Source organism: Roseibium sp. JB4-4 (assembly GCF_055693425.1).
Genome location: NZ_CM146333.1, coordinates 1,116,954 through 1,130,098, shown reverse-complemented (window position 1 = coordinate 1,130,098; position 13,145 = coordinate 1,116,954). Strand labels below are relative to the sequence as shown.

The 13,145-nt window shown below is 55.1% G+C and carries 14 protein-coding genes and 1 pseudogene; 7 read left to right on the top strand and 8 right to left on the bottom strand.

Annotated elements, in window-relative coordinates; genetic code table 11:
• Window positions 1-108 precede the first annotated feature (108 nt).
• The 6 genes and pseudogenes from ACZ1HV_RS05165 to ACZ1HV_RS05140 all read right to left on the bottom strand — a co-directional run bounded on the left by ACZ1HV_RS05165 (window position 109) and on the right by ACZ1HV_RS05140 (window position 5,699).
• Complete coding sequence (locus ACZ1HV_RS05165) at window positions 109-1,071, bottom strand: methyltetrahydrofolate cobalamin methyltransferase (protein ID WP_298814749.1); 963 nt, start codon at window positions 1,069-1,071, stop codon at window positions 109-111.
• Window positions 1,072-1,965, bottom strand: a complete 894-nt coding sequence (locus tag ACZ1HV_RS05160) for a methylenetetrahydrofolate reductase (RefSeq protein ID WP_472717512.1) — start codon at window positions 1,963-1,965, stop codon at window positions 1,072-1,074.
• On the bottom strand, window positions 1,958-2,260 hold the full coding sequence (locus tag ACZ1HV_RS05155) for a virulence factor (RefSeq protein ID WP_298814743.1): 303 nt from the start codon (window positions 2,258-2,260) through the stop codon (window positions 1,958-1,960). The genes ACZ1HV_RS05160 and ACZ1HV_RS05155 overlap by 8 nt, the downstream gene beginning before the upstream one ends.
• A 115-nt stretch (window positions 2,261-2,375) precedes the next feature.
• The gene (locus ACZ1HV_RS05150) at window positions 2,376-3,044 is read right to left on the bottom strand and encodes a DUF1638 domain-containing protein (protein ID WP_298957993.1); all 669 of its coding nucleotides are present in this window, start codon (window positions 3,042-3,044) and stop codon (window positions 2,376-2,378) included.
• A 9-nt stretch (window positions 3,045-3,053) separates the two neighbouring features.
• Complete coding sequence (locus ACZ1HV_RS05145) at window positions 3,054-3,755, bottom strand: corrinoid protein (protein ID WP_298814737.1); 702 nt, start codon at window positions 3,753-3,755, stop codon at window positions 3,054-3,056.
• Window positions 3,756-4,021: 266 nt separating this feature from the next.
• Window positions 4,022-5,699 (bottom strand): annotated as a pseudogene (locus ACZ1HV_RS05140) (formate--tetrahydrofolate ligase).
• A gap of 387 nt (window positions 5,700-6,086) precedes the next feature.
• Between ACZ1HV_RS05140 and ACZ1HV_RS05135 the strand changes: the two are divergent.
• On the top strand, window positions 6,087-6,641 hold the full coding sequence (locus ACZ1HV_RS05135; RefSeq protein WP_472717511.1) for a hypothetical protein: 555 nt from the start codon (window positions 6,087-6,089) through the stop codon (window positions 6,639-6,641).
• Between the two features lie 46 nt (window positions 6,642-6,687).
• On the opposite strand, the gene ACZ1HV_RS05130 is transcribed toward ACZ1HV_RS05135, so the two are convergent.
• Window positions 6,688-6,921: a hypothetical protein gene (locus ACZ1HV_RS05130; RefSeq protein ID WP_472717510.1), complete on the bottom strand. Its 234-nt coding sequence runs from the start codon at window positions 6,919-6,921 to the stop codon at window positions 6,688-6,690.
• Window positions 6,922-7,074: 153 nt separating this feature from the next.
• Between ACZ1HV_RS05130 and ACZ1HV_RS05125 the strand changes: the two genes are divergently transcribed.
• Complete coding sequence (locus ACZ1HV_RS05125) at window positions 7,075-7,635, top strand: helix-turn-helix domain-containing protein (RefSeq protein WP_152502347.1); 561 nt, start codon at window positions 7,075-7,077, stop codon at window positions 7,633-7,635.
• Between the two features lie 252 nt (window positions 7,636-7,887).
• Here the strand turns inward: ACZ1HV_RS05125 and ACZ1HV_RS05120 are convergent, their stop codons facing one another.
• On the bottom strand, window positions 7,888-8,418 hold the full coding sequence (locus ACZ1HV_RS05120) for an Lrp/AsnC family transcriptional regulator (protein WP_298814723.1): 531 nt from the start codon (window positions 8,416-8,418) through the stop codon (window positions 7,888-7,890).
• Between the two features lie 81 nt (window positions 8,419-8,499).
• Between ACZ1HV_RS05120 and ACZ1HV_RS05115 the strand changes: the two genes are divergently transcribed.
• From ACZ1HV_RS05115 to ACZ1HV_RS05095, 5 genes are all read left to right on the top strand, one after another.
• The gene (locus tag ACZ1HV_RS05115) at window positions 8,500-8,886 is read left to right on the top strand and encodes a RidA family protein (protein ID WP_472717509.1); all 387 of its coding nucleotides are present in this window, start codon (window positions 8,500-8,502) and stop codon (window positions 8,884-8,886) included.
• Between the two features lie 42 nt (window positions 8,887-8,928).
• Window positions 8,929-9,555 (top strand): LysE family translocator, encoded by a 627-nt coding sequence (locus ACZ1HV_RS05110; protein ID WP_298814717.1) that lies wholly within the window; start codon window positions 8,929-8,931, stop codon window positions 9,553-9,555.
• A 113-nt stretch (window positions 9,556-9,668) separates the two neighbouring features.
• Entirely contained in the window at window positions 9,669-10,856 is a 1,188-nt protein-coding gene (locus ACZ1HV_RS05105) for a glycine C-acetyltransferase (RefSeq protein ID WP_472717508.1), read from the top strand.
• The gene (gene tdh / locus ACZ1HV_RS05100) at window positions 10,853-11,893 is read left to right on the top strand and encodes an L-threonine 3-dehydrogenase (RefSeq protein WP_298957984.1); all 1,041 of its coding nucleotides are present in this window, start codon (window positions 10,853-10,855) and stop codon (window positions 11,891-11,893) included. The genes ACZ1HV_RS05105 and tdh overlap by 4 nt, the downstream gene beginning before the upstream one ends.
• A gap of 167 nt (window positions 11,894-12,060) precedes the next feature.
• Window positions 12,061-13,125 (top strand): NUDIX domain-containing protein, encoded by a 1,065-nt coding sequence (locus ACZ1HV_RS05095; protein ID WP_472717507.1) that lies wholly within the window; start codon window positions 12,061-12,063, stop codon window positions 13,123-13,125.
• The last annotated feature ends 20 nt before the right edge of the window (window positions 13,126-13,145 follow it).

Sequence of the window (13,145 nt, the reverse complement as noted above, 5' to 3'; positions counted from 1 at the left end):
ATGCTTATTCCTGCGCCCCCGTGATGCACAAAACCCCTCCCGAAAACGGGAGGGGAATGAAGCAGCGCTTCGATCTTGTCACCGAACCTGTCTGATCATTCGGAGACGTCAGCCTGCGGACCGCCGCGCGGCGCGACCGCCGCGGCGACGTCCGCCGCCGGCAGACGCTCCGCCATCCGCCGGAGCCGCGGATGCAGCGCTCGCTGCTGCCGGCTGGTGGTCTCTGTAGGTCATGATCCATTCCTGGCAGTTCGGGTCCGTTCCATTCAGAACATTGGCAGCTCGCACGGCTTCCATTTCCTGCGGGCGGCAGGGGTTCATGATCGCCGAAGTCATGCCTGCGCCGATCACCATCGGAATGAAACCCGCATTGATGCCGTGCCTGTGCGGCAGGCCAAAGGAAATGTTGGAAAGACCGCAGGTCGTGTTCACTTTCAGCTCGTCGCGCAAGCGGCGCACAAGTTTGAAGACCTGCAAGCCGGCAGTTCCCATCGCACCGATCGGCATGACCAGAGGGTCGACGACAATGTCATGTGACGGGATGCCGAAATCGGCCGCCCGTTCCACGATCTTCTTGGCAACGGCAAAGCGCACATCCGGGTCTTCCGATATCCCGCTTTCGTCGTTTGAGATCGCAACTACCGGAACGTTATACTTCTTGATAAGCGGCAGGATCGCTTCAAGCTTTTCTTCTTCGCCCGTAACCGAATTCACAAGCGGACGGCCCTTGGCGACTTCCAGCCCGGCTTCAATGGCCGCAGTGACAGATGAATCAATTGACAAAGGAACGTCCGTAAGTTCTTGAACAATCTCAAGAGTTTTAACCAGAAGCGGAGGTTCGGTCTCGTTCGGATTAACCGCGGTAACGCCTGCATTGATATCCAGCATCGTAGCGCCGGCCGCGACCTGCGCCAATGCATCGGCCTTGACGGTTTCGAAATTGCCTTCGTTCATTTCCGCGGCCAGTTTCTTGCGGCCGGTCGGGTTGATCCGTTCACCGATCACACAAAACGGCTGGTCGAAGCCGATGATGATTTCCTTGGTGGCGGAGGCGACAACAGTGCGGGTCATTTAGGCGCTTTCGTTGACTGTCAGTGTGGAAGAGGGGGATTGAAAGGACCAGCTCCCGCGGTTGTGGAGCCAATCCGCTGTTTTCTGGACCCCGCCAAACGGATAAACGTGGATTTGAACGAGCTGGCAGGACGGCTGACTGACAACACGGTTTTCAAGCGGCTCAACCATGGTGTCCGGGTCATAGCCGGCAAGCATTGAGACGACTGCTCCACCGCGCTTTTTCAGGAAATTGAGCGAGTTCTCGACGCCGGCAAAGGCGGCATATTTCAAGAGCGTCGTCATCTTTGCAGGACCAGCCACCCCGATATGCACCGGAAAGAGGTTGCCCCAGTCTCGCAACTCGTCAAGCCAGAGGCTGACCCGGTGAGGGTCGAAGCCGAACTGGGTGACAATGCGGAATTCCGCATCACTTTGGGCCGCCAGTTCATGCTTGCGGTTCAAAAATTCCCTGATGACGTCAGGTGAAATGTCGGGAGCGCCCTCCGGGTGACCTGCAACTGCAATCTTTTGAATACCAAGCTTGTTGAAAAGACCGGTTTCCAAAAGGGCGACAGACGAGGTCAATGGACCGGATCTTTCAGCTTCACCCGCTATTGCCAGAACTTCGGTGACGCCTGCCTCTTGCGTGAGCCGGTGGATACGCCGCTCAAACGCTTCATAGGACGTGTACCGGCGCGCTGCCATATGCGGCACCGGCGTCAGCTTGTGGTTGGTCAGTGTGCGGGCAGCGGCAACAATGGTATCTTCCGAAGCATTGCCGAGATCTGTAACATAGACCTGCGTTCCGGCGGGAATGTTGGCAAGCAATTCCGTTTTTTCGATCACCTGTTTGGGTGACATTTCCGTCGAGGCGGGAAGCCGCCCATTCGCCAAAAGACGCTGTTCAGTCATTCTCGCTGCCTCCACTTGCCAACAGGGTTTTCAGACGGTCCTTCGGATAGGCCGTCACGAGCTCACTCAACGCCGTTTCCGCCTCAGTTTCCAGATCGTCGGAAACCTCAATCGGGTCTGCACGGCGCCACTCGGCCATATAGGCTTCGCTGTCCTTTGCACCGACCCTCATGGCGCAGGCGTCGATTGCCTCCATGAACATGGCAGGCAGTTCCCTCCGGGCTGATTTCCGTCCCTTTTTCACAAGGATCTGTGCCGGAATATCCCGCCAAAATACGATGATCTTCTGCGCCATGGCCTCTTTCTCCACCTGACAAACTATCTTTGAAGGAAGGGCTGATCTTCAGGTCGCCTGATAGCGGCATCAGCACGTGAAAAACCGACTTATCCCACGGTGGGAACGGCGGAATTCACTTTGGCGGTTCGCTGCCGACAAAGGGCGCCAGCATTCCATACCCGGTCTTTTTGATTTCGAAAGGAAGTTTCAGTCGATCTGCGGCGCGTCTCGCGGCTGCTTCGAGGTCCGGATCGTCGGTCTGTGCAAGGTAAAGCAAGCGCGTATAGTGCGCGAAATACATGTCTCGCAGATGCGGGTGCCAGTCGAGTCCGAGCGGCTCGATAACCATGGTCTGGAAGTGCCTTGCCAGAAAGTCAGTCAGGTAGAATGTGCCCAACTGGTCCTCTTCCATGTCGTCAAATGTGTCCAGTCCGGAAAAGAAAGCATAGCAATGCGCGCCTTCGATACGGCGGGCACCCGTTTCCTGGAGAACCTTGTCCAACAGCCCGCCGGTACCGCAATCGCCATAGGCGACCAGAATCTCGGAATAGACATCGTTGTTCATGAGGATAGTTCGGCGAACTTCCTCAGGAATCTTGTCGGGCGTATTGTGAAGCTTTGCCGGCAGGCAGGTGAGGTCGATATGATCGAGTTTGTTCTGTTCTCTGATCGCGATGATTTCACGTGCCAGGGCACCGCAGGCGATCACAAGCACGCGGCCGATCTTGTTGGCCGCGTCGCCTTCCGTTTCGATTGGAAAGAGAGGCTCGCCCGCCTGCATATCGGCAGCCTCCTTGAACATGTCTCAGCCTCAGCCTTTGGCCAGCTGGTTGTGACGCCGGGCAATCAGGTCCTTTGCCATTTCCACGGCAACGGCCGCATCCCGGCAATAGCCGTCAGCCCCGACAGCCTCGCCGAATTCCTCATTGAGAGGCGCACCGCCGACGAGCACGATGTAATCGTCCCGAATGCCTTTTTCCTTCATCTCGTCGATGACGACTTTCATGTAGGGCATCGTGGTTGTCAGCAGCGCCGACATGCCGAGAATGTCCGGTTGATGCTCTTCGATGGCAGCCAGGTAGTTTTCGACCGGATTGTTGATGCCGATATCGATCACCTCAAAACCAGCGCCTTCCATCATCATGGAAACAAGGTTCTTTCCGATGTCGTGGATGTCGCCTTTCACCGTGCCGATCACCATCTTGCCGACCTTTGGCGCGCCAGTTTCGGCAAGCAGAGGACGCAAGATTACCATGCCGGCCTTCATGGCGTTGGCTGACAACAGCACTTCCGGCACAAAGAGGATGCCATCGCGGAAGTCGATGCCGACGATACGCATGCCTTCAACGAGGGCTTTGGTCAGGACGTCATAAGGTGTCCAGCCGCGTCCAAGAAGGATGTTCACCCCTTCTTCGATTTCTTCCTGCAGACCGTCATAGAGATCATCATGCATCTGTTCGACGAGTTCGTCGTCGGACAGGGAGGCGAGATCGATATCGTCTTCATCGGACATAAGGCAGCTCCACCGGGCGCGCATACAGGGCGCGAAAGGCCAACAGATTAAGAAAAAACCTTATGCCTCAAGCTTGAAACCTGGATATCTCCAATGCGACACGGCAAGTCGTTTACGCGACAGCAGTGCCGGGAAGGGCGCGTCTCGCAGTGTTTGGTATGCCGGATTAGCGTTTTGAAACCGCGATTTACCCGATTTGCTACCTGAAAAAGAAAAAGGCGGATCGAGTGATCCGCCTCCAGTTTGTCGTTCCGATCCGGACGCGGTCAGAACAACCCTTCAATCTGTCCGTTGTCGTCAAGACGGATATGGTTGGCAGAGGGCACGCGCGGCAAGCCCGGCATGGTCATGATCTCACCGCAGATGACAACAATGAAGCCGGCACCTGCTGACAGGCGAACCTCACGAACCGGCAGGCTGTGGCCGGTCGGTGCGCCGCGCATTTGCGGGTCCGTTGTGAACGAATATTGCGTCTTGGCCATACAGACCGGGAGGTCGCCGAAACCGTCGGCCTCCCAGCGCTTCAACTGGTCGCGCACGGACTTGTCTGCCAGCACCTCATCGGCGCGGTAAATCCGCTTGGCGATGGTCTCGATTTTTTCAAACAGCGACAGGTTGTCGTCATAAAGCGGAGCAAACTGTGCTGCGCCGCTTTCAGCCAGTTCAACCACGCGGTTTGCCAGTTCTTCCGTTCCAGCAGAACCATTGGCCCAGTGCGTAGCTAGGATGGCATCGACGCCGAGATCGGCGCAGTAGTCTCTGACGGCCTGAACTTCTGCATCTGTGTCCGCTGTGAAGTGGTTGATCGCAACAACGGCCGGAACTCCGAACTGCTTGACGTTTTCGATGTGACGGCCAAGATCTCGCACAGCCTTTGGTGACGGCATCGACATTTTCAGCGCCGAGATCATCTTTGGCGACGCCGCCATTCATTTTCAGGGCCTTGATCGTGGCAACGATGACAACTGCATCAGGCGACAGACCAGCCTTGCGGCATTTGATGTCGAAGAATTTTTCCGCGCCGAGATCCGCACCGAAACCGGCCTCGGTCACAACATAATCAGAAAGTTTCAGAGCTGTCTGTGTGGCGACAACAGAGTTACAGCCATGCGCGATATTGGCGAATGGACCGCCATGGATGAAGGCCGGGTTGTTTTCCAGTGTCTGAACCAGGTTCGGCTGCATCGCCTCTTTCAGCAGCACGGTCATGGCACCGTCCGCTTCCAGGTCGCGTGCTCTGATTGCCGTACGGTCACGGCGATAAGCCACGATGATGTCACCAAGACGCTTTTGAAGGTCATCCAGATCCGTTGCCAGGCAAAGGATCGCCATGATCTCCGAAGCAACGGTGATGTCGAAACCACCTTCCCGAGGGAAGCCGTTGGCAACGCCGCCGAGCGAACAGACAATGGAGCGCAGCGCACGGTCGTTCATGTCGAGCACCCGGCGCCATGTGACCCGGCGCTGGTCGATACCAAGTTCGTTGCCCCAGTAGATATGGTTTTCAATCAACGCAGCCAGCAGGTTGTGAGCGGAGGTGATGGCGTGAAAGTCACCTGTGAAATGCAGGTTGATGTCTTCCATCGGTACGACCTGTGCGTAACCACCGCCCGCAGCGCCGCCTTTCATGCCGAAGCATGGGCCGAGAGAAGGTTCGCGCAGGCAGATCATGGCGTTCTTGCCGATCCGGTTCAGACCGTCGCCAAGACCAACAGTCGTCGTCGTCTTGCCTTCGCCTGCTGGTGTCGGGTTGATGGCTGTGACCAGGATCAGCTTGCCGCTGTTGCGCCCATCGAGACTTTCAATGTAGTCAGCTGCGATCTTGGCCTTCGTGCGGCCATAGGGCAGCAGGGATTCTTCTGGAATGCTCAGCCACTCGCCGATGTCCTGAATAGGTTTCATCTTGGCTGCGCGGGCAATCTCAATATCGCTGGCCATCTTCATGTCTCCGGGCGTGTCAAATATTGCGGTTTATTCAAGCAGGCATTTGCCGCTCAAGTCGTTGAGGGAACGCTATTTGAGAGCGCGGTACTTGAACTGTTCCGAATACGACAGGATGCGCCCCGGAAACGACGACGCATTCAGTCCCCGTGAGCTTGGGGACGCGAGGGCGAAAAAGCAGCAGAAACTGAACAGCGATTGGTAATATTCGCCTTGCTCCGGTTAATCGAGCTGCTGACGCCTGGTATTGACTGTGAAAATTCGAGCGCCAAGTCTTGACTAACAACTGAGCGAAAAGATGTGTGGTGTTATCCTGTCGACGCGTACAAGGAGCCACGGATCGAGGCGGTTGGCGTATCTACTTATTGAAGGGCCTTTGGTGTGCAAAGGGTGGACATCATTCCTGATGAAAGCGCGGCTTTCACGACAGATTTCGGCCCCTATATGCTGCTCGCTGATGTCGATCTCAAAATATTTTCTGTGTTTGATGATCTGAAATACGACCGCTCCGACGCCGAAATAATGAGTCCCGCGATGCGGCGTCATGCCGTATCAAAACTCGCAAGTCTGGGGTTCAGACAGACGTCTGGTTCTGTGTTGTACAACACGGCAACCGACGTTACTTGCTACATTCCAAAGCCTCAGGTGCTCGGGGCATCTCCCTTTGATGTGACGCGCTATACTCCCAAACGGGACAAGGATTACTATATTCTCACACCAACACAGACAGCCTGCCAGTTCATCGACGCCTATCCTTATGACCTTGCTGTTGAAAAGGTTATTTCGCTTATCCAGAAACAACCGATCAATCTCTACAGAATTCTTGACTATCTGGAACACAAGCCGGCTCACGAGGCCATACGTCCGGCATTGGGATTCCTTAAGTCAGCCCAGCGAAAGGCGGTCCAGTCCGAACCCTTGTGCCGAATGCGGGCGCTTGGGTAGAGGAGATGCGCAGGTACACAATAGACTGCCTATGGATGCAGTGGGGTCAATGCAAGCTCAGCAGAACTTCTATGTCTCTTTGAGAGAGTGGCTCCAGCAAGGCCTTTTCCTCGGCGTTCAACTTGGCATCGCCTTTGAGGTATTCTTTTATCTGAAGCGCGATTGTGCTCGTTGATTGATAGTATAGATCACCCTGCGAGCGGCTGATCTCTTGCAGCAGTCGTTCGATCAGCTTCTTGCGTTTGACTGAATCGAGGTCAATCCGCTTGTCTCGTAGCACCTGCTGCCCGTCCGGTCTGTTTACGTGAAAACGCGTTCATTCACGTAGGTAGGACAGAAGCGCTTCACTTCCATAGGTAAAGCTTGTTCAATCGCGCCGTTCGCTAACACCGGACGTGACAAGCGGGAATTTTCCGTAGATCCTTTCAGCGTCATGACTGATTCAGAAATTCTCTCACGTTTGCCAGAGCGCTTGAAAAAAGCGCGCCGTGCCCAGGGCCTTTCGCTGGAGGCAGTTGAAAAGATTTCCGGTGTGTCTCGATCCATGGTCAGTCAAATTGAACGCGGGGAATCAAATCCAACCGTTGCGACATTGCTCAACCTGACAAGGGCCTTGAATGTCGATTTTGCAGGGCTCCTGGGCGAGGACACGCCAGAAGACCGGGTGGAAATTCTGCATGAGCATCAGACGCCCGCGCTTGATAGGGCAGGAGACGGGTGCAAGATCCGTATTCTGTCACCGCCACAGGACACCGGCCGGTTTGAAGTCTATGAGCTTATTTTCGCCAAAGGCGGCAAACTGGAGAGCAAACCTCACGAACGCGGAACCCGCGAGCAGTTGATCGCGGAAGAAGGACGGCTGGAGGTGACATCGGGTGTTGCCAAGGGCGTCATCGACAAGGGCGATACTGCACGCTATGCCGCTGACGTGCCCCATTGCATAGAAGCGATATCAGGTCCGGCTCGTGCTATCTTGATGGTCGTGAAGTTCTGAGGCTTGCTGGGCAGCGTCCTAGAGGCGTGTTGACCTTTCACTGATGGCACTGTTCAAGCTCCAAAATGCCTTTCTATAAAACGCTGCCAACGTATCACCATCCCGGGCGAAGATGTTCACATGACTTAACTTCGGCTAATGCATGACGAACCGAAACGCCCTCTCTAAAATTTGCACTTTCTGGGACCGCAATAGCAGCCTTGTCAGCATAGAGTTTCAAACAAGACATACACATGTTCTGTCGAGGCCACTCTAATCTTTTGGCATCGGGACGTCTGGCCATTCTTCGGTCACTTCGGCCTGAACAGGACGGTCCAGATATGTTGTCAACACAACGTAGCTCCGCGTCGCCCGGACGCCGGGCAGGGCATAGACCTGGGCCAGGAAGTTTTCCATTGCGTCTGCGTTGGCTGTTCTGACCTTTAAGATCACGCAAGTATCGCCCGTAACGGAGTGGAGCTCTTCGACTTCCGGAAAGTCCCTGAGACGCATCATCCTCTCGCTCTTGCCCCAGCCGCTTGCATCGACATGAACAAAGGCCAGGAAAGGCTTGCCGACCGCCATCGCGTCAATGTCAGCGTTTGTGCCTTTGATAACTCCTGAAGCGGTCATGCGTTTGACCCGTTCATGCACTGCCGGTGCCGAAAGGCCGACTTCCTCGCCGATTTCGGCATAGGTCTGGCGGGCGTTGCCTACCAGTTTGCCTAATATCTTTCGGTCGAATGCATCCAGCGGCCTCTTCGACAGCCTGTTTTTCTGAACGTCTTCTCTATTTGATGTCATTCGGCCTCTTCCGCATTGATCAAAATTTTATTCAGCTTCATGCTCTCACGGAAGAAGAAATTCAGCAAGCGAGGTTGAGGCATGAACGAAAGGATGATCAATCCCGTATCCGGGATATACCCGGCGACACCGGACTACATTCATGCGCTGGAAATTCAGGGCCCCGGTCGCATGCTTTTTGTCAGTGGCACGATGGGTCTCGACGCAAAGGGCCGCGCTCCGGATGGACTGGACGAGCAGCTTGAACTGATTTGGAACAATCTTCGGTGCATCCTGAACGCCGCCGATATGACGTGCGATAATATCGTGCGCGTTACGAGCTATCTGACAAGCGCCGACCTTGCAGAAAAGAACCAGAACGCAAGGGTCAGGGCTCTTGGAGACCGACGGGTGCCGACAACTGCCATCGTCGTCAGGACGCTCACACCCGATTGGCTGGTTGAGATCGAAATCGTGGCAGCTGCCTGACGGCACCCAATACGCTTTCTCTTGCAGAAATTGGAGATCGGAATGCAATTCGATGTCTTTTTGGTTTTCCTCATCACCACTGCCGTGGTCGTTTTCACACCAGGCGCTGCAGCGGTCGCCGTCGCTGCGCAAGGGGCGGCAAACGGCGGCAAACGAGCGCTTGCCGGTGTTTTTGGGATTGCGTTTGCCAATGCAATTTATTTCGTGTTTTCGGCGACAGGAATCGCATCTTTGCTCGTCGCGTCCAATCTCGTGTTTTCAATCATCAAATGGGCCGGGGTTACATATCTGGTCTGGCTCGGACTGACGTCGCTTCTGGCACCGGCCGGTGCTCTCAGCGTAAAGCGCGACAAACAGTTGTCGAGTTTGAAGAGCCTGTTTGCAAAGGGCTTTGTCATCGAGTTCGCCAATCCGAAAGCGCTCTTGTATTTTGCAGCGATACTGCCGCAGTTTCTGAACGTCGAGCAACCCATTCTGCCCCAGATCCTGATCATGGGTGGCGTGACCTTCCTGATAGACCTGACATCCTACACGGCCTACGCTTTCCTGGGAGACAGGCTGACCAGGGGAGGGGTCAAAAACTGGATCGTCTCCTTGTTCAACAAATGCGCCGGTGGTGCATTGCTTTACGCTGGTATTCGAATGGCAGGGGTAACCATGCCCCGATGACGTGAAAAATTCGCGCAGGTGTCAAAAAATCCGTGATACCGGAAATCTTCTCTTCTATTGCGAGTGAAAATCCGGCATAGTGGATGAAATATCCATTTTGCCGGAGAAATGCCGTGTCCGAGGCCTTCCTGTCACATATCCACGAGACCCTGAAAGAGATCGAAGCGGAAGGGCTTTACAAGCGCGAACGCCAGATTACGTCGCCACAAGGCGGTCTGATAACGGTTGGTGGACGTGACGTGATCAATCTATGCGCCAACAACTACCTAGGCCTGGCTGATCATCCAGCGCTCGAGGAAGCAGCGAGAAAAGCGCTTGAACCCAAGGGTTATGGCATGGCTTCGGTGCGCTTTATCTGCGGAACACAGGACATCCACCGTCAACTCGAGCAACGTTTGGCAGGTTTTCTGGGCAAGGATGATGCCATTTTGTTTGCTGCCTGTTTTGACGCGAATGGCGGCTTGTTTGAACCTCTTCTCGGACCTGAGGACGCGATCATATCGGACGCGCTCAATCACGCGTCTATCATCGACGGCATCCGTCTTTGCAAGGCCAGACGCTTCCGATATGCCAATTCCGATATGACGGATCTGGAGGCAAAGCTTCAGGAGGCACGTGATGGCGGTGCCCGGCACATGATGATCGCCACAGACGGTGTCTTCTCCATGGATGGTTATCTGGCCAAGCTCCCCGAGATCACTGCCTTGGCTGAGAAATATGGCGCCGTCGTCATGGTGGACGATTGCCATGCGACAGGCTTCATGGGTCCAAGGGGCGAAGGCACACCAGCGCATTTCGGTGTAAACGTCGACATTCTGACAGGGACACTGGGAAAGGCGCTGGGTGGTGGCATAGGTGGGTATATTGCCGGACCGCAACCCGTTGTCGACCTGTTACGCCAGCGGGCGCGGCCCTATTTGTTTTCCAATTCGTTGCCGCCTGCAGTCGTGATGAGCGGACTTGAAGCCATCCGCCTCGTCGAAGAAGGGGATGATCTTCGCCAGGCCCTTTTCGACAATACCGGTTACTGGCGAACGGGCCTGGAAAGCCTCGGCTTTAAGCTGCTGCCAGGCGAACATCCAATCGTGCCGGTCATGCTGGGTGACGCGAAACTCGCTCAGGCAATGGCAGCCGAGCTCTTTGAAGAGGGTGTCTTTGTTTCTGGCTTTTTCTTTCCCGTTGTACCACGGGGACAGGCACGTATCAGAACCCAAATGAACGCTGCTTTGTCCCGCTCCGACCTTGATCGGGCGTTGGATGCCTTTGCCAAGGCCGGCAAGGCAACAGGGGTTTTGTTATGAGCAGCAATCAGATGAAGGCGCTGTGCAAGGCAGAACCAAGGCAAGGGCTCTGGATGACCCGGGCACCCGTTCCCGAAATAGGCCCGGACGACGTTCTGATCCGTATCAACAAGACGGGTATTTGCGGAACCGACATCCACATCTGGAACTGGGATGAATGGGCATCGAAGACAGTTCCCGTGCCTCTGATAACCGGGCACGAATTTGCCGGTGAAATCGTCGAGATCGGCAGTGGAGTAACGGATCTCGAAATTGGTCAACGCTGTTCAGGTGAGGGGCACCTGATCGGCAAGCACTCTCGTCAATCGCGCGCAGGCAAGTTTCACCTTGATCCCGAAACCCGCGGCATTGGGGTCAACGAACAGGGTGCTTTTGCCGAATATTTGCGTCTGCCGGCTTTCAACGTGGTGCCGCTTCCTGATGAGATAGACGATGAAATTGGTGCCATATTGGATCCGCTTGGAAATGCAGTGCATACAGCGCTGAGTTTCGACCTTGTCGGCGAAGACGTACTCATCACAGGAGCAGGTCCGATTGGCATCATGGCAGCTGCCGTTGCGCGCCATGTAGGTGCCCGCAATGTGGTCATCACGGATGTCAATCAAGCGCGCCTGGACCTTGCAACACGGGTCGCCGATGTTGTTCCGGTCAATGTCGCCGAGGAAGACCTCAAAGGTACTGAGCAAAAACTAGGTATGAAAGAGGGTTTCGATGTCGGTCTGGAAATGTCCGGCAACCAGATTGCCCTCGACCAGATGGTGGAAAACCTTGTGATGGGTGGGCGCATTGCACTTCTGGGAATTCCGCCGGGAAAATCTCCGGTGGACTGGTCTCGCATTGTCTTTAAGGCGATCACGATCAAGGGCGTTTACGGCCGCGAGATTTTCGAGACCTGGTACAAAATGATCGCCATGCTTCAAAACGGCCTGGACGTCAGGAATGTCATCACGCACCGGTTTGCGGTTGATGACTTTCAGCAAGGCTTTGCAGCAATGAAGTCGGGGGAGGCCGGGAAAGTCGTCTTGAGCTGGACCTAAGCCGCACCTCTCTTCGCTACTTGTCTGGAAACTTGGTCAGAAACCGTTGCTCCTGAGTCATTCTTCATTAAATTTCTCAAAATCTCTTGAATATGCTCAAATTGAGCATTAATATCTCTTCAGTCGAGGAGTTCGACTGACCATCCATCAATTCGAGGGAGACTCGAATGTCACAGTTTGACTACGGCGTATTCATCGGCCGTTTTCAGCCGCTGCATATCGGTCATGAGGCCGTGATCCGATCAGCGCTTGAAAAGGTCCATACTTTGATCGTGCTGATCGGTTCTGCACGGCAGGCACGCACCCCCCGCAATCCCTTCACATTTTCCGAGCGCGAGGACATGTTCGCGAAGGTCTTCAAGCACGAATTGACGACCGGACGACTGGTGTTGAAACCCGTTCAGGATCACCCCTATTCAGACACAGCGTGGTGTACAGAGGTGCAGCGCGTGGTCAACGAAACCGTTCTTGAGCACTACAACAAGGGCGGGGTCGTATTGCACGGATTGCAGGACTTGCGGATTGCCTTGGCTGGCTACGGCAAGGATCGGAGCAGCTACTACCTGAAGCTCTTTCCCGAGTGGGGAAATGTTCAGCTCGCGAGCCAATACGGAACATTTTCCTCGACAGATGTCAGGAAACAGTTCTTCCAGCGCATTCCTGTGATTTCGCAATCGGTCCTTTCGAACGAAGTATCCGAATGGCTCAAGGCTTTCGCTCTATCGGACCCATTTCGGGGGCTTCTGGAAGAGGCTGAGTTTCTCGACGCCTACCCTGATAAATGGGGACGCGGTCCCTTTGTGACCGTCGATGCGGTGGTCATTCAGTCTGGCAATATTCTGCTGGTGGAGCGCGGAGAAGCGCCGGGCAAAGGGTTGTTGGCATTGCCGGGTGGTTTTCTCAACCCGCAAGAAAGCATTCGCGATGCGGCCATTCGGGAGTTGAAGGAAGAAACCAGGATCAGCGACCACAAGGGCGAGATACCTCCTGCGATGCTGGCATCTTTCATCGATGGCGCGAAAACACGGGTTTTCGATCATCCCGAGAGGTCTTTGCGTGGCCGCATCATCACACATGCCTACCTTTTCAGGCTCCCGGAGCGGCGTGAGCTGTTCTCGGTCACCGGCGGAGATGATGCCAGATCGGCGAACTGGCATCGGCTGGGGGATCTGAAACCCGAGCAGTTCTTCGAAGATCACTGGTCCATCATCGATCTGATGGCAGATCTGTGATGCTGGATCGTTCACTCGCC